This window comes from Sphingomonas sp. SP1, assembly GCF_058313395.1.
Genome location: NZ_JBZFLC010000001.1, coordinates 921,592 through 938,031 on the forward strand (window position 1 = coordinate 921,592; position 16,440 = coordinate 938,031).

Annotated in this window: 14 protein-coding genes and 1 tRNA gene; 7 read left to right on the forward strand and 8 right to left on the reverse strand. The window is 64.6% G+C overall.

What is annotated here, in order from left to right; genetic code table 11:
• The first annotated feature begins 88 nt into the window (after positions 1-88).
• Entirely contained in the window at positions 89-3,100 is a 3,012-nt protein-coding gene (locus AC4GYS_RS04785; protein ID WP_491107950.1) for a TonB-dependent receptor domain-containing protein, read from the forward strand.
• A 161-nt stretch (positions 3,101-3,261) separates the two neighbouring features.
• Here AC4GYS_RS04785 and AC4GYS_RS04790 read toward each other — a convergent pair whose 3' ends face one another.
• From AC4GYS_RS04790 to AC4GYS_RS04800, 3 genes are read right to left on the reverse strand one after another with little or no spacing between them, the layout of a single operon-like run.
• The gene (locus tag AC4GYS_RS04790; RefSeq protein WP_491107951.1) at positions 3,262-4,176 is read right to left on the reverse strand and encodes a methyltransferase domain-containing protein; all 915 of its coding nucleotides are present in this window, start codon (positions 4,174-4,176) and stop codon (positions 3,262-3,264) included.
• Position 4,177: 1 nt separating this feature from the next.
• On the reverse strand, positions 4,178-5,962 hold the full coding sequence (locus AC4GYS_RS04795) for a 2OG-Fe(II) oxygenase family protein (protein WP_491107952.1): 1,785 nt from the start codon (positions 5,960-5,962) through the stop codon (positions 4,178-4,180).
• Positions 5,959-6,687, reverse strand: coding sequence for a 2OG-Fe(II) oxygenase (locus tag AC4GYS_RS04800; RefSeq protein WP_491107953.1), 729 nt, complete (start codon positions 6,685-6,687; stop codon positions 5,959-5,961). Before AC4GYS_RS04800 ends, AC4GYS_RS04795 begins: the two co-directional genes overlap by 4 nt.
• Positions 6,688-6,747: 60 nt before the next feature.
• On the opposite strand from AC4GYS_RS04800, the gene AC4GYS_RS04805 reads away from it, so the two are divergent.
• Positions 6,748-7,467 (forward strand): 2OG-Fe(II) oxygenase, encoded by a 720-nt coding sequence (locus AC4GYS_RS04805; protein ID WP_491107954.1) that lies wholly within the window; start codon positions 6,748-6,750, stop codon positions 7,465-7,467.
• Positions 7,467-8,465, forward strand: coding sequence for a hypothetical protein (locus AC4GYS_RS04810; RefSeq protein WP_491107955.1), 999 nt, complete (start codon positions 7,467-7,469; stop codon positions 8,463-8,465). Before AC4GYS_RS04805 ends, AC4GYS_RS04810 begins: the two co-directional genes overlap by 1 nt.
• Here the strand turns inward: AC4GYS_RS04810 and clpB are convergent.
• Positions 8,462-11,041: an ATP-dependent chaperone ClpB gene (gene clpB / locus AC4GYS_RS04815; RefSeq protein WP_491107956.1), complete on the reverse strand. Its 2,580-nt coding sequence runs from the start codon at positions 11,039-11,041 to the stop codon at positions 8,462-8,464. The two genes, AC4GYS_RS04810 and clpB, sit on opposite strands and share 4 nt — an antisense overlap.
• Positions 11,042-11,110: 69 nt before the next feature.
• Complete coding sequence (locus AC4GYS_RS04820) at positions 11,111-11,896, reverse strand: D-Ala-D-Ala carboxypeptidase family metallohydrolase (protein WP_491107957.1); 786 nt, start codon at positions 11,894-11,896, stop codon at positions 11,111-11,113.
• A 60-nt stretch (positions 11,897-11,956) separates the two neighbouring features.
• On the opposite strand from AC4GYS_RS04820, the gene AC4GYS_RS04825 reads away from it, so the two are divergent.
• The 4 genes from AC4GYS_RS04825 to AC4GYS_RS04840 all read left to right on the forward strand — a co-directional run bounded on the left by AC4GYS_RS04825 (position 11,957) and on the right by AC4GYS_RS04840 (position 14,458).
• The gene (locus tag AC4GYS_RS04825; protein WP_491107958.1) at positions 11,957-12,277 is read left to right on the forward strand and encodes a polyhydroxyalkanoic acid system family protein; all 321 of its coding nucleotides are present in this window, start codon (positions 11,957-11,959) and stop codon (positions 12,275-12,277) included.
• Between the two features lie 58 nt (positions 12,278-12,335).
• Entirely contained in the window at positions 12,336-13,649 is a 1,314-nt protein-coding gene (locus AC4GYS_RS04830; protein WP_491107959.1) for an FAD-dependent oxidoreductase, read from the forward strand.
• A 95-nt stretch (positions 13,650-13,744) separates the two neighbouring features.
• Positions 13,745-13,821, forward strand: a tRNA-Pro gene (locus AC4GYS_RS04835).
• Between the two features lie 103 nt (positions 13,822-13,924).
• Entirely contained in the window at positions 13,925-14,458 is a 534-nt protein-coding gene (locus AC4GYS_RS04840; RefSeq protein WP_491107960.1) for a hypothetical protein, read from the forward strand.
• Here the strand turns inward: AC4GYS_RS04840 and AC4GYS_RS04845 are convergent.
• From AC4GYS_RS04845 to AC4GYS_RS04855, 3 genes are all read right to left on the reverse strand, one after another.
• Complete coding sequence (locus AC4GYS_RS04845; RefSeq protein ID WP_491109362.1) at positions 14,455-15,198, reverse strand: class II aldolase/adducin family protein; 744 nt, start codon at positions 15,196-15,198, stop codon at positions 14,455-14,457. The two genes, AC4GYS_RS04840 and AC4GYS_RS04845, sit on opposite strands and share 4 nt — an antisense overlap.
• A gap of 68 nt (positions 15,199-15,266) precedes the next feature.
• Positions 15,267-15,965, reverse strand: a complete 699-nt coding sequence (maiA, locus tag AC4GYS_RS04850; protein WP_491107961.1) for a maleylacetoacetate isomerase — start codon at positions 15,963-15,965, stop codon at positions 15,267-15,269.
• A 46-nt stretch (positions 15,966-16,011) separates the two neighbouring features.
• Positions 16,012-16,425: an acyl-CoA thioesterase gene (locus tag AC4GYS_RS04855; protein WP_491107962.1), complete on the reverse strand. Its 414-nt coding sequence runs from the start codon at positions 16,423-16,425 to the stop codon at positions 16,012-16,014.
• Positions 16,426-16,440 lie beyond the last annotated feature (15 nt).

Consider the following 16,440-nt stretch of genomic DNA (forward strand, 5'->3'; position numbering starts at 1 on the left):
AACGGTGAACGCCGTTTTTTGCGGGGGCCGGCGTGAGCCTGCAGGGTCGGCCAAGACTGAATTTTGTGGTTATTTGAGGGGAATTTCGATGAAGATGACTTATCGTCAGCGCCTGTTGGCGTCGACGCTTCTCATCGGCGCTACCAGCCTTGCCTCGCCTGCGTTCGCGCAAGCGCAGGACGAGCAGCCGGAAAACGCTGTTGAAGCGCAAGCCGATCCGAACGCGGGTCAGGCCGACCCAGGTGCAACCGGGGAAGAAACGACGGAAGTCGTCGTCACCGGTTCGCGCATCGCGCGCCGCGACCTGACCTCCACCAGCCCGCTGGCCGTGGTGCAGGACGAAGAATTCGCGCTGTCGGGCTCCGTCAACGTCGAGCAGGTCATCAACACCCTGCCGCAGGTGGTTCCGGGCTTCAGCGCCTTCTCGAACAACCCGGGTGGCGGCGTCGCGACGCTGAACCTGCGTGGCCTCGGCGCGCAGCGGAACCTGGTGCTGGTCAACGGCCGCCGGTACATCTTCTATGATACCAACCAGATCACCGATCTGAACACCGTTCCGTCGTTCCTGATCGAGAGCGTGGACGTGGTGACCGGTGGTGCGTCGGCCGTTTACGGTTCGGACGCCCTGGCGGGTGTCACCAACTTCCGTTTGCGCCGCGACATCAACGGCATGATTGCCGGTGGCCAGTATTCCATCACCCAGAAGGGCGATGGCGCTCGCTGGAACGTCTACGGCGCGATCGGAACCCAGTTCGCCGATGGCAAGGGTAACGTCGCCGTTTACGGTGAGTACTACAACCGCGGCGACATCTTCCAGGATGCGCGCAAGTTTTCGCGTTTCGCTCTGATCGACGGTGACGACGGCCTGATCCAGGGCGGTTCGGCCAACGTTCCGCAGGGTCGCTTCACGACCCCGGGTCAGCTTGCCATCGGTGCGGGCGCGAGCTGCGGCGGCGAAGGCCAGCCCCCACGCAACGCGGGCTGCATCGGTGTCGGCGAGAACACGGTATTCGACGCAAATCTGCTGGGCGGTATCTTCACCACCCCTGGCACGGCGCAGAACTACCTCGACGGCAACTTCGCGTACAACTACGCGCCGGCCAACTACCTGATGGTTCCGCAGAAGCGTTGGACCCTCGGCGGTTACGGCGAGTACGAGGTCACGGAAGGCGTCAACGCCTATGCCGAGGTCGCGTTCGTCAACAACCAGGTCGTGAACCAGTTGGCGGCGACTCCGATCACCCAGGGTGTGACGCTGAACCTCGGCAACGACGCGTTCTGCGATACGCCGACCAGCTACATCAGCGCGGCGACTTGCACCGAACTGCGTGAAGTCGCGGCCAACCAGCTGGCAGCCAACGCTGCGGCGACCGCTGCCGGGGTGGCCCTGCCGTTCGCGACGGTTACCGGTCCGGACATCGTTCGCCTGACCGCCAACTATCGCTTCACGCAGATCGCCAACCGGGTGAACACCGACGACCGCAACGCTTTCCGCGTGGTCGGCGGGGTCAAGGGTGCGATCACCGACAACCTGAACTACGACGCCTACTATCTGTATTCGCGGACGAAGAATTCGCAGGTCCAGATCGGCAACGTCAGCCGCTCGGCGTTCACCGCGAACGTTCAGAACGGCACCTGCAACATCTTCGGGCAGGATCAGCTGAGCGCCGAGTGCATCGACGCCGTTGCGATCAACTCGCAGAACCAGGACACCTCGGTTCTTCAGGTCGCGTCGGGCAGCGTCTCGGGCAACCTGTTCCAGTCGCCTTGGGCGACGGACGCGGTTGGCTTCGCGGTCGGCGCGGAGTGGCGCAAGGTTTCGGCGGAGTTCCTTCCGGATACCGCACTGTCCTCGGGTGACGTGGTCGGCTTCAACGCCGGCGACCCCACCAAGGGCGGTTACAATGTGAAGGAAATCTTCGGTGAGTTGCGCGTGCCGCTCATCCAGGACAACTTCATCAACCGCTTCGAGCTGAACGGCGCCGTCCGTTACTCCGACTACTCGCTTCCCGCGGTGGGCGGCGTATGGACCTACGCTCTGGGTGCGGAGCTTGCTCCGATCCGGGACATCACGTTCCGTGGCCAGTATCAGCGCGCAGTGCGCGCGCCGAACGTTGCCGAGCTGTTCGGCGGTCAGTCCGTCGGCTTCCCGGCGGCGACCGATCCGTGCGCAACCCCGGCGGCAATCCCCGCTGGTCCGATCCGTGACACCTGTATCGCTACGGGCGTTCCGGCCGGCTCCGTGGGCAGCCCAGCGCTGCAGCCGAACAGCCAGATCGAAGGCCTGTTCGGCGGTAACGCACTGCTCGAGGAAGAAGTGGGTGATACCTACACTATCGGTGCCATCATCCGCCCGAGCTTCATCCCGCGCCTGAACCTGACCGTCGACTATTACGACATCGAGGTTCGGAACGTGATCTCGCCGGCCGGCGGTGGCGTCGGCGGTGTTCTCGACCTGTGCTACAACACGGTTCAGGACGCGAGCAACCCGATCTGCCAGCTGATCAACCGCGATCCGTCGGGCAGCCTTTCGGGTGCTGGTGAATTCGTCGTCACGGCGCTCAACCAGAACTTGGGTCGCCTGATTTCGAAGGGCGTCGACTGGTCGGTCGACTACACCCAGCCGCTGAACTTCGGCCTGCTTGGCAACAACTCGCGTCTCAGCTTCTTCTTCCTGGGAAGCTGGACCAAGGAGAGCACGACCGAGGTCATCGAGGGTGTTCCGGAAACGCAGATCAAGTGCGCCGGCAAGTTCGGCAACCTCTGCGGTACTCCGACGCCGAAGTGGAAGTGGTCGAGCCGTCTGTCGTGGATCGACGGTCCGCTGACCAGCACCATCCGCTGGCGGCACCTGAACGCCGTCAAGGACGACGACGATGAGGTCGACTACATCGTCGAGCGCCTGCCGGCCTACAACCTGTTCGACCTCGCCTTCTCGGTCGCTGCGACCGACAACGTGACGCTGAACTTGGGCATCAACAACCTGTTCAACAAGAAGCCGAAGGTCATCGGCGACAACCAGGAACAGGCCAACACCTTCCCGGGCGTTTATGACGTTCTTGGTCGGGACTTCTTCGTGAGCGCTGCCCTGAAGTTCTAAGCTTCGGGTAACCCACGGACAGGAAGGGCGGTGGATCTCGGTCCGCCGCCCTTTCTATTTGTAGTTACCGTTGTGCAATGGAGCCGGCGCAGATTGTCCGCCGAATGGGCACGCCCGCTCCCAGCGCGATGGTCGTCTATTAGATCTTCGGATCGCTCCGATCAGCGGCGTGCTGGGGAGCCGTCCTTTTCGCCGGCGATCCACCAGGCGAGCGGCTGTCCGCCGTCGTCGCCCACCGGTGCGCGCACTCCTACCGCGAGGCCTGCCCGTTCCAGTGTCTCCGCCAACGTCACAGCGCCGGCCTCGTCGAGTGCGGCGTCCAGCAAAGCCGCCAGCCGCAGCTTTTCTCCGGTGGCCATCTGATCAAGCTCTTCAAGCGCTCGCAGGGTTTTCTGTGGAGAAGCCTGCGCCCCTCCCTCCAGGCACCGTCTCACGGCTTCGGTGAACTCGAATGCCGCGGACTGCCCGGGAAAGCGGTGCATGGCCTCCCGAACGGTCTCCGCAAAGGCGGGGGGCGTCGGCAACGGCGCCATGGTCCGACCTCGCGCCACGTTGCGCGCCATTCCAAGCGCCCCGCTGTCATCGGTTGCCCATTGCAGCGCCGCCAGGCGCGCTCGATTGTGACGGACGATCGCGCCGTCCGAATGATGGACAAGGAAGCCGAAGCGTCCCCCGCCGCGCAAAACTCGTGCAGCCTCTCTCGCCGCGCTATCAACGTCGCCATATTCGATCCCGAACTGGCTGGTAATCAGGTCGAATGTGTCGCCCCGAAACGGCAAGGCTTCTACGCGAACAGCCGGTCGGATCGACAGGCCTGCCACCTTTGGCAGGTTTGCAGCGGCATCCACCCCTGTCAGTTTCAAGTCCGGCCGAACCTGCCGCATGCGCCGCAAGACCGCCCCGTCACCTGTGGCGAGATCCAGCACAGCAGCGCCTTTGCGCAAGGAGTGCGCAACCTCGCTCCACAGCCTTTGCTGCAGAGTCTCAAGCGGTGCCGCCCGACCGGGAACGCAGCCCCCACCGGCACGCGCCGCCGGTCCGCTCCAATATGCATTCCAGGCCGCCTGCTTGTCCAAGTCAGGCCATGACCACGTCGAATGCGGCCGTCAGACGCTCGCCCTCGTGAAACGGACGAGTGCCATGGTACATGGTGCTCGGAAACAGCACCATTCGCCCGGGGGCGGGTGCAAATGATCGCAATGCTTTCAGGTCCAGCCCGAGTTCCGGCGGGGCTCCCCCAACCTCCAGACAGCCTTCTCCGCTCGTTCCGGCGTCCGGAATTACGAAGTAGCAGGCGGATGAGATGACACCGTGCGGATGGATGTGCGCGACATGAAAGCCGCCACCGGTCAGCCGAACGGACCAGCTTCCATCCAGCCTCGGCTGACCTTGGCGGTGGCGCAACAACGGGTGTTCCGGGTCGGCTCGCGGCAGGTCCGCCCAGTGCTTCGCCAGGGTCGCCTCGACCGCTTCGCGAAGTTGCCGGATTTCCGCTTCACGTCGCTCGAACAGGCGACCGCGGGTTTGTGTGCCACCGCGCAGGGACTGACCGAGGGGATGCGCTCTGGTCCGATGGAGCGAGCGCAATCGGTCGGCAATCGCTTCGATCGCCTGGGAATCAAGGGGCAGGTCGTGCGCTGCGACCAGCCCGGGCTGCTCGTGCAGCCACTCATTGCGCGGATCACCGGCGAAACGCCACAATATCCCCTGCAGGGCCCAAGCGGTAATGTCCCACCGGTTCTCGGCGAATGCAGCATCGAGCAGTACCTGGGCCAAATCGAGTTGCCGGGTGCGCAACCGATGACGCGCTTCTGCGAGCTTGATCCCTGGCATCTCCGCGGGCACGTGCGCGAAAGCGCGATCGGCAGCCTCGATATCTCCGGCCTCGGACGATTCGATGGCCTCGATCATCAGCAATCCCGGATGCCCGCCCACCGCGTTCTGCCCGTCCCGCGCCGCCGCCGCCGCTTCGCCATGCCGATCCGCCGTGGCAAGGGCCATGGCCAACGCTTCCCACATCGACGTGCTGCGTGGCTCTTGTTCCAGCCGTTGCTCGATGCTGCGGACGAAGCGACTGCCCTCGCCGGCCTCCCAACGCATGCGCGCCAGCGTCAATTGCCCTTGCAGCCAGTCAGGATTGCGCTGAACCGCCGCTTCCAGTGCAAGGGTGGCATCTTCATGCCCCCCCGCCTCCAACGCTTCAGCCAGTTGCAACGTCAGCTGCGGGTCCCCCGGTCGGATCTTCAGCGCGCGGCGAAGCAGGTCGGGTGCGTCGTCCTCGCCCAGCTGCATCGCTGCAGTTGCCGCGCCTACCAACGCCGGCAAGCGGCTCGGCTCCGTCGTGAGCGCCTCCGAATAAGCCTGACGCGCATCCGCAAAACGGCCCATCGCCAACAGGACCCCGCCCCGCATGCTCCTGATCTGCGGCAAGCCGAGCTGGAGATCTTCGGACGTGCGGAGTTCCGCCAACGCCTCTTCGTATTGGCCGAGTCGCTGCAGGAGGGATGCGCGGGCCAGCCGAGCCGCGACGAAGCGCGGATCGGCCGTGACTGCCAGCGCATACATCTGCATCGCCCCATCGGCCTGTCCCGTCTCAGCCAGGAGATTGCCCGCGTTGGTCAGGATGGATGGATCCACAGGTGCCAGTCGCAGCGCCTCTTCGAACAACCGGCCGCTCCGATCGAACTGCCGCTGTCGCTTGGCTACCAGCGCGCTGAGGTGGACCGCAGCGATATGGGCAGGGTTCAGCTCGAGCACCTGACCGAGAAGGGTCGCCGCATCACCGTCACGCCGATTTGCGAACGCCTCTTCCGCCTGTGCGAAGAGGCGGTGGACCTCAGTGCTGGCAACGCTCCCGTTCATCGATCGCGAAACCAGCCCGTGATCGCATAACGCGCCACGGGGGCGAACGGCGGGACGTACGCAACGTTATGCGGTTGAGGTACTCGAAAGATGTTCAGCGCATTGAAGCGCGGCCGAAAGCCTTCGATCACGTCGCCGGCCTCATCGTAGAAATTCAGATAGCCGCCCCAGTCCGGACGCCAATCGATCGCACACAGATTGAGAACATAGGCCACCTGCCAACCCTCTGCGACATGGCTGTCGTCGTGCATCGCCAGGAACTGGCCGGGCCCATAAAGCGTCGCCTGCGCATCGGCCTTCACCAGCTGTGGGATTCCAGTGACGTCCCGAATCAATTGCAGGAAGGGCTCGTCATTGATGAGCTCCATGATCGCATCGTGCGGACCGCCCGGCGCCCAACCTTCCTTGTAGGCATTGAGAATGGGGTATTGGGAGTAGAGAAAACCATAGTCGTCGCCCGCGAGCGCGTCGTGCAAGCGCTTTTGCCGAGACGTCAGTTCGTCGCGGCCCATCTGTGGCAGGCGCTCACGCCGAATATTCTCGGGGGCGTCGACGCCGGCTCGATAGGCGAGGCCCCACGGGGTTTGGGTCGCCAATACCTGATGGAGATTGCGGGCCGATTCCGGGGTCAGGAGATCGCCGATCTGCAGTCGCTGATTTTGGGCGAAATCTTCAGCAAGCCGGTTGCGGTCGAGCGTCGGGTTGAGATCGAACAAGCGGATCATGCGCGCAAAGCCTTTCCACAGATGCCAAGGCCATTACAAGGCGCCGCTACGGAGGTGACCATGGTTCGATTGGCGGCGCGCGACGACGTCGAACAGCTTGCGGAGGCGTTCGCGCGCAACGGCTATGTGCAGGTCCCCGACTTCCTCGATCAAGCGGACGCGACTGCGCTTCACCAGTTGTTGCGCGGCCGCTCGGACTGGAAGCAGGTGTTGACGACCAGCAGCGGCTTCGTCGAGCTTGATCGCCTGACCCGGGCGGCGATGGAGCCGGCGCAGGCGCAAGCGCTGGACGCAGCGGTGTACGCGCAGGCGCGAACCGGATTCCAGTATCGCTATGAAAGCATCCGAGTTCCCGACCCGGCGGCGGAGCGCGCTTCGTCGGACGACCTGCTGGCGAAGCTTGCAAGCGCCATGTCGAACGGTCCGGGTCTGGAGATGCTCCGGCGAGTAACCGGCGCTGAAGACATTGGTTACGCCGATGCCCAGGCCACGGCCTTTGCGCCCGGCGACTTTCTGACCGGTCATGACGATGAGATCGAAGGCAAGCAACGGCGCGCCGCCTATGTGCTGAACCTGACCCCCACTTGGCGGATCGAGTGGGGCGGGCTCTTGCTGTTTCATGGACCCGACGGTCATGTGTCACGCGGGCTGACGCCAAGCTTCAATACTCTCAACATCTTCCGCGTCCCGGTGATGCACAGCGTGTCGGAGGTCAGCCGTGCCAGTCCATACCGGCGCTACTCGGTCACGGGGTGGCTGCGTGCTGGCCAACAACCTTGATGGATTTGGCCTCGCTATTGAACGATCCGTGCTGCTTCCCGCACCGGATCAACGTCGCCGAAGGGACGCTGGAACTGCGACCCACGACGCGCGACCGGCTGACTTGTGAGCCCTTTATCGATGGGCGGAGCGACTTCTCGGTAGCCGCACCGATCTGCGTGCCGCTTGAACAAGCGCTGGCCGCGAAGTTGGATAACAGCCCTCAGCCCGACCGTTTGATCTTTCATATGGGCTTTTGCGGTTCGACCCTCCTTGCCACGATCATTGATCGCCCGGGCAGTGTCTTTGTTGCACGGGAGCCGAACATTCTGGTCGATCTGAGCGATGCAGCGCGTGGCGGAGCGCCGGCCGATAACTGCCTCGACCTTGCTCTGCACCTGCTGCGGCGGCCATTCGTCAAAGGCGAACAGAACGTCATCAAGCCGTCGAACTGGGCAAATTCCTTGCTTCCGGCACTGGCCCGCCGTGCAGGCCTGCGCGCGCTCTTCATCACAACGACACCGCGCGATGCGCTCATTGCCGCGTTGAGGGGCGGTCGCGATCGTTTGGCATTCGTTCTTAGCCTCGGCCAGCACCTCTCTGCCGTTGTGGCCGGTGCCCCGCCCGTATGGCGGGCTTCGGCCGCTGAAACGAACGACCCGCTCGATCGCGCGGCGCGCATGGTGCTCGCGGTCCACTGGATGCAGGAGCAACTGTTCGCCGCCGCAACCAGCGCGCTGAGCGTGCAAGCTTATGACATCGTCAGCTTCGACGAAATTCGCGACGATCTCGGCGAAGCCGTGGTGAAGACGGCGCGGGTCCTCGACCTAGATCTTACCGGATCAATGTTGGACGAAGCAGCCGCGTTGCACCGTGGCCGCAACGCGAAGCAGCGTGGGGCCACCTATTCCGCCGACCGCCGCTTCGCCGAAGACAATGCGTTGCTGTCGGCTCACGGGGTCCGGATCGACCGGGCGCTACGCTGGGCCGATCAGACGTTGCCGGCCAGATCGGCTTAGACCGGTTCCATCTTCAATCCGCCGTCGCCTTCGTCGACCCGTACGGTCTGCCCGTCACGGACATCGCCGCGGAGGATCAGGTCGGCCAGCGGGTCCTGCAGATACTTTTGCACCGCTCGCTTCAAGGGCCTGGCGCCATAAACGGGATCATATCCGACGCGCCCAAGCCATGCGCGCGCGGCTTCGGTCAGCTCTAACGTGATCTTGCGGTCCACCAGCAGCTTGCCAAGGCGCGCCACCTGAATGTCGACAATCGGCGCCATATGGCTGGCCGACAGCCGGTGGAACAGGATGATCTCGTCCAGCCGGTTGAGGAACTCCGGCCGGAAATGGCTGCGCACCACCTCCATCACTTGCCCCTCCACCTTCTCGGCCGGCTCGTTTTCCCCCAGCTGAGCCAGATATTGCGAGCCGAGGTTCGAGGTCAGGATGATCAACGTATTGGTGAAATCCACCGTGCGACCCTGGCCATCGGTCAGGCGACCGTCGTCGAGCACCTGCAGCAGTACGTTGAAAACATCGCCGTGCGCCTTCTCGACTTCGTCGAATAGCACGACCTGATAGGGCCGGCGCCGCACAGCTTCGGTCAGTACGCCGCCTTCCTCATAGCCGACATAGCCCGGCGGAGCCCCGATCAGCCGGGCGACCGCGTGCTTTTCCATGAATTCGCTCATGTCGATGCGGACCATCGCGGTCGCATCATCGAACAGAAACTCGGCCAGTGCCTTGGTGAGCTCGGTCTTGCCGACGCCGGTTGGTCCCAGGAACAGGAATGATCCGAGTGGCCGGTTGGGATCTTGCAGGCCGGCGCGGGCCCTGCGAACGGCGGTGGAAACGGCACGTACCGCTTCCTCCTGGCCGATCACGCGCTTGCCGATCGCCTGCTCCATCTGCAGCAGCTTTTCCCGCTCGCCTTCCAACATGCGATCGACCGGGATTCCGGTCCACCGGCTGACGACAGAGGCGATGTCCTGATCCGTCACTTCCTCGCGCAGCATCGCGTGCTGAGTGGCCGAGCGGGCTTCCTCCAGCTGCTTTTCGAGGCTTGGAATTCGGCCGTATTGCAGTTCGCCCGCCTTGGCGAGGTCGCCCGACCGCTGCGCCTGCTCCAGCTCGATGCGGGCGGCGTCGAGCTGCTCCTGCACCTTGGACGAGGCGGCAATCTTCTCTTTCTCGCCCTGCCAGCGGCTGGTGAGTTCGGCGGACTGCTGCTCTAGATTGGCGAGTTCGGCCTCCAAGGCTTGCAGGCGGTCGCGCGATGCCTCGTCCTTTTCCCTTTTGAGCGCCTCCCGTTCGATCTTGAGCTGCATGATCCGGCGATCGAGATTCTCGATCTCCTCCGGCTTCGATTCCACCTCCATCCGCAGGCGCGAGGCAGCTTCGTCCATGAGGTCGATCGCCTTGTCGGGCAGGAAGCGGTCGGAGATGTAGCGATTGCTGAGCATCGCCGCGGCAACGATCGCCGGATCGGTGATCGTGATGCCATGGTGCAGCTCGTACTTCTCCTTAAGGCCGCGCAGGATCGAAATCGTGTCTTCGACCGTCGGCTCGCCGATGAACACCGGCTGGAAGCGCCGCTCGAGCGCAGCGTCTTTTTCGACATGCTTGCGATATTCATCGAGCGTCGTCGCGCCGATGCAGTGAAGCTCCCCACGGGCCAGGGCCGGCTTCAGCAGGTTGGACGCGTCCATCGCGCCCTCGCTCTTTCCCGCGCCGACCAGCGTGTGCATCTCGTCGATGAACAGGATGATCTCGCCCGCGGCACCCTTCACCTCGTCGAGCACGCCCTTGAGGCGCTCTTCGAACTCACCCCGGTATTTCGCACCGGCAATCAGCGAACCCATGTCGAGCGACAAGAGGCGGCGGTCCTTGAGGCCATCCGGCACGTCGCCGTTGGCGATGCGGATCGCGAGGCCTTCGGCGATGGCGGTCTTGCCGACGCCCGGCTCACCGATCAGCACCGGGTTGTTCTTGGTCCGGCGGGCGAGCACCTGAATGGTGCGGCGGATTTCCTCGTCGCGGCCGATAACCGGGTCGAGCTTGCCCTGCCGGGCTGCATCGGTGAGATCACGCGCAAATTTCTTCAGCGCATCGTACCGGTCTTCCGCGCCCTGCGTGTCGGCGGTGCGTCCGCCGCGCAACTTGTCGATCGCGGCATTGAGGTTTTGCGGCGTGACCCCGGCGTTTGCCAGCGCTTTCCCGACGTCGGTCCCCTTGGCGAGCGCCATGGCAAGCAGGATCCGCTCCACCGTGACGTAGCTGTCGCCCGCCTTTTTCGCGATCTCGCCGGCCTGGTCGAGGATCCGCATCGTATCACCATCCAGGCCAGGCGCGCTGGTCGCTCCCGATCCGGTCACCGCCGGGATCTTGCCCATCAAGGCATCGGCTTCGCGCTGGGCTGCCTTGCCGTCCCCGCCCGCCGCATTGATCAGGCCAGCCGCCATCCCTTGTTCGTCGTCCAGCAGCGCCTTGAGCAGGTGGGCCGGCGCGATCCGCTGGTGGTGTTCGCGCACCGCGATGGTTTGCGCCGCCTGCAGAAAGCCCTTGGCGCGATCGGTCAGTTTCTCGAAGTCCATGAAAGCTCGTGTCCCCTCTTCTCGGAACCCAAGCTAGTGTTGCGTTTCAGCAACACAAGAGGTCACGGCTTATTTCAATGGCGCAAGCGGATCGACCGCATCGGCGGGCGGCGCGGAGATGATCTTCGGCCCGGCCGGAAGGCTGGCGACCGATGTTGCCGCAGCTGCGACCGGCGCAGTGCTGCGCCTGGCACGCTGCGCCATCTCGTACGACTGCGGACAGGCGACGCTGCCGCTGTCCCGTTGACCCCAGGTCCGGAACTTCCAGGTGTCCACATGGAACCGGTGCTTTGTGTAGAACCCGAGGCCCACCGAGTAGCGCGGACCTTCGTTCGCATGGGCAGGGCACAGCCGGCGCATCATCTCGTCGCGGCTGATCGGGGTCAACGGCACCATGTCGATCGCCGACAGGTGCTGGTGAACGCTCTTCGCAGCGCCGCCCGCGCAGCGGTTGAGCACGGGATTGCGGTAGGCGGAAACCGCCTCCACCCGACCGACGGCGGGGATCACGTAGTCGCGGACGTAGCGCAGGGTATTCACGACGTTCGCCCACTCGTCGAGCGGCGGGACGGTGAACGGCTCGGACCCGCAGCGCTGCCATTGGCTGGCCGTGCGCAGCAGCTGCCAGGTGGGGACCACATAGGCGACGCCTGCCTGGTCGAGATAATTGTGGAAGGCCGACACCTGCGCCGCCCGCACCGGCGAACGGGTCATCCATGCGCGATAGCCGGCTTCGTCCTGGCCGAGCGTGACATAGCCCGCCGCCGGGTTCCAGGCGGGCGAATGATAGCCCGGGCTGCCGGCCGCGGAACCGCTGGCCGCCGCCACGGCTAAAAGCGCGAGAAGCTGGCTCATGGAAACAGTATAACGCGCCGCGGCTTGAAAAGACACTGCGGACAGCGCACGTCCGATGGCATGAACCAACCCATACAGGTCGACTTGCCGCATCAGCTTGGCCGCGAGGAGGCTCAGCGCCGCATCGCCGCCAACATTCACAAGCTGCAGGGTTACATTCCCGGCGGGGCGCAGGTGACCAGCAACTGGGTCGGTTCGCGGCTCGACCTGCAGGTCGGTGCGCTTGGCCAGACTGTCGATGCGCGGATCGACGTAGAGGAGAAACACGTCCGCTGCCGCATCGAGCTGCCCGGCATGCTGGCGATGCTGGCCCGCCCGATCGAGGCCGCGCTCAAAAGCAAGTGCAGCGATCTGCTGCTAGAGGATCGCAGCAAGGGCTGACCGGCTTGCCCCGGCGCGATGGGGCGTTAGGCTTCCGCGCAAAGAGGGAGCAACGGGCATGCACCATTTCGCGGTGATCGGATCGGGGCCGGCCGGCTTCTACACGGCCGAGGCGCTGGCCAAGGCCTATGGGCAGCAAGCCAGCATCGATATTCTCGACCGCCTGCCGGTGCCGTACGGCCTGATCCGGTTCGGAGTGGCGCCCGACCACCAGTCGATCAAGGCCGTGGCCAAGCGCTACGAGAAGGTGGCGCTGTCACCCGGGGTGCGGTTCCTCGGCAACGTCCACCTTGGCGCCGACGTCTCGGTCGAGGAGCTGCGCCATTATTACGACGCGGTGGTGCTTGCCACGGGGGCTCCCAACGACCGGCGCCTCGGCATTCCCGGTGACGACCTGCCGGGTGTGGTCGGGTCGGCGGCCTTTGTCGGCTGGTACAATGGCCATCCCGACTTCGCCGATCTCCACCCGCCGCTCGACGGCGCCAGCGCGGCAGTGATCGGCAACGGGAATGTTGCGCTGGACGTGGCGCGGATCCTGTCCAAGACACCGACCGAGTTCGCGGGATCGGACATCGTCGGCCATGCCTTCGAGGCGCTGGCGCATTCATCGGTTTCCACCATCACCATTCTCGGCCGGCGCGGGCCGCAGCAGATCGCGATGACACCAAAAGAGCTGGGCGAGCTCGGCCATCTGGAGGTGGCGACCCCGGTGGTCGACGCGGGTGACTTCCCACCGCCTGCCACCGACGAAGCGTTCGAGCCCGGCCAGCGCAAGTCGATCGGCCTGCTGCGCGAGTTCGCGGCGGCGGGCCCGGACGCCGCCAAGCCCAAGCGGATCGTCTTCGACTTCTTCGCCAAGCCGCTGGCGATCGAAGGTGACGGGCGAGCGGAGCGGGTGCTGGTGGAACGGACCCGGCTGCTGCCCGACGGGACCGCCGAGGGAACGGGCGAAAGATACAGCGTCGATGCCAATCTGGTGGTGACCTGCATCGGTTATGCATCGCCGCCGATCCCGGGCGTCCCCTACGACGATCGGCTCGGCCGCTTTTCCAACCGGGGCGGACTCATTGGGGAGCGGCTCTACGCCGTCGGCTGGGCGCGGCGCGGGCCGACCGGAACCATCGGTACGAACCGGCCGGACGGACAGGAGGTCGCTGAACAGATCGCGGCCGCCATGCCGCCCGGCAGCGAAGGGTCGGGCCGGGACGGGCCCGACGGCCTCGACCGTTTGCTGGCCAGCCGAGGCTGCGATCCCGTGCCCTTTGCCGACTGGCAGAAGATCGAAGCCGCCGAGGTGGCCGCCGCCCGGGCCGGCGCACCGCGGGAAAAGCTGGTCCGGGTCGACCAGATGCTCCGCGCCGGTGGACACTGAATCGCCCATCGTCAGGCTCAGGACATGGTTGCGCTCCGGCGATTGCCTGCTAAAGGACGCCTCGCCTTGGCTCCCGCTAAACAGCGGGTTCCGGTCGGGGAGTAGCTCAGCCTGGTAGAGCACTGTCTTCGGGAGGCAGGGGCCGGAGGTTCGAATCCTCTCTCCCCGACCACTTTATCGATGCTTGAGTGCGACCATCCGGGAGATGGTTGCGCGGGCGAAGCCGCAGCGTTGCCTAAACGCAACCTTAGCTTTTCGATGCTTAAAGCCGGGGCATGAACGCGCATGCTCAGCCTGTTGCCGCTAACTCTGCTCTCAACGACGCAAACGCCTTCAAGGGCATGTCTGCAAATGCCGACCGCTGGCGCGGAGAGTGCATCCAACACTTTGCTGAACTGGAGGTCATCGTCGAGGATTTGCTTCGAGATCTCCACCGCGACCCCAAGCACGGTGACAAGGTTAAAGTTGGTCAACTGGTTGGTCCGGCGTTTGCGCACTTGCGGGATGTGACGGGCAGCAAAGGTCCCTTCGCTGCCAAAGGCCAAGCGATTTCCGGCACGCTGGCAGAGTTGGCATCTTGGGTCGAGTGGCGCGCGCATTTAACGCATGGTGTTTTGACTGTATGGCGCGGGCGTGACGAACAATGGCTGCTGGCGATGGCTCATCGCAGCCCCAACGATCCCACATTGCGGACGCATGCGCTGACTTGGAAAACCGCATGCAATGTCCGCGACCTTATGGCGAAGCAAATCGAGAAGCTTCGGGAGAACGCCCGCTCTCTTGCCAATTCGGTTGCCGGAAAAAGCTAAGTCGCGAACCCCGGGTCCAGCCGGTACGCCTTTCTGAGCAGCGCGGGCCACGCAAGCAGTTTCGCGGCAACCTTCAGGCCCATGGCGCCTTGCTGGGCAGCGACTTCCGGGGTGCCTTGGGGCGGGTTGTTGATCCGGTCGCCGGCGGACAGGGCGTAGATCTGCGCTTCGCAGGCGCGTTCCAGGAAATACATGCGGATGAACGCCTCGCCGACGGTCTCGCCGACAGTCAGCGTGCCGTGATTGCGGAGAAGCATCGCGCTCTTGGTGCCGAGGTCGGCGACGATCCGCTCGCGCTCGTCATGATCGGTGGCGACGCCCTCATAGTCGTGGAAGGCCAGGTCGCCGCCGACCAGCATCGCCGTCTGCGTGAGGGGAAGCAGCCCCTCTTCGTGCGCCGCGACGGCCTGACCGTGAGGCGTATGGAGATGGATGACCGCATGTGCGTCCTCGCGGGCCATGTGAACCGCAGAATGGATTGTGAAGCCCGCCGGGTTGGTGATGAACGGCGTCGGTTCGACCGCATTGCCGTGGATGTCGACCTTGATGAAAGAGGAAGCGGTCACCTCCTCGAACATCAGATTGTAGGGGTTGAGGAGGAAATGATGCTCGGGGCCGGGCACCCTTACGCTCATGTGGGTGAAGATGAGGTCGTCCCAACCGTAATGCGCGACCAGCCGGTAGGCGGCGGCGAGATCGATGCGGAGCTTCCACTCTTCCTCGCTGACCTTGCCGGCCATGCTGGGAATGTCGACTTCGGCAAGGGCGGTCGCTCCGGTCATTCCGGCGTTGATGGCGTCGACGCGGTTCATGATGGCTGCTCCTGATTGTCGGGGTGGGCGGCGATGAAGGCGGGGAGGGCGCTGGCGGCTTCGTCGGCGCGGACCAGCGTGGGGTAAGGCTTCAGCGGCACGTCGAAGCGGCGCGCATTGTACAGCTGCGGAACCAGGCAAATGTCCGCCATGCCGACCTGGTCGCCGAACAGGAACCGGCCGGCGCGTGGCGCGGCCAGCGCCTCGAGCGCGGCGAGACCTTCGGCGACCCAGTGCCGGTACCAGCGGTCCACGGCGTCCTGCTCCTGCCCGAACTCGCTCTTGAGATATTTCAGCACCCGGAGGTTGTTGAGCGGGTGGATGTCGCAAGCGATCGTCAGCGCGAGCGCCAGCACATGTGCCCGGTCGCCCGGCTTCTTCGGCACGAACGGCGGATCGGGGTGCTTGGCGTCGAGATAGTCTAAAATGGCGAGGCTCTGGGTCAGCTTCAGGCCGTCGATCTCCAGCATCGGCACGAAGCCCTGCGGATTGAGCGCGCGATACTCGGGCGATTTCTGTGCGCCGTCCACCAGGCTGACGGGATGGCGGTCGTACTCGACGCCTTTCAGGTTGAGCGCGATGCGAACGCGGTAGCTGGCCGATGAGCGGAAATAGTCATGGAGGATGGGACGGGTCACCAAGTCACGATAATCCTCGCTAGCTCCGCCGTCATCCCCGCGAAAATGGGGATCCATCTCCCGACCGCCTCGCCGTTTCCGAGCTTGCGAAATGGACTCCCGCCTACGCGGGAGTGACGGGAGAAAGGAATGGCGCGACCACCTGCGCCGGCACGCGGATCGGGCGACCGGCCGCCTTGTCGATGATCGCCCAGGTGGTGCGCGCCTTGACCAGCACCTTCCCGTCCGGGCCGGTGAACTCCATCAGCCGGTCGAACTTGGCGCCCTTGGGCGCTTCGCCGACCCAGGTTCGACCGGTGACCACGTCGCCTTCGAAGGCCGGGCGGAGATAGTCGATCTCGTGGCGGACGATCACCCAGAAATAGTCTTCGGCGTGGCGCGGGTCGGCAAGGCTGTACCAGTGCGCCAGCGCGACCTGCTGAATCCATTGGACCCACACCGCATTGTTGACGTGGCCGAGCTCGTCGATGTGCTCGGGCAGGGCTGTGAGCTGGAGGGTGAAGACGGGGTTGGTCATGTCACCTCGTCATTG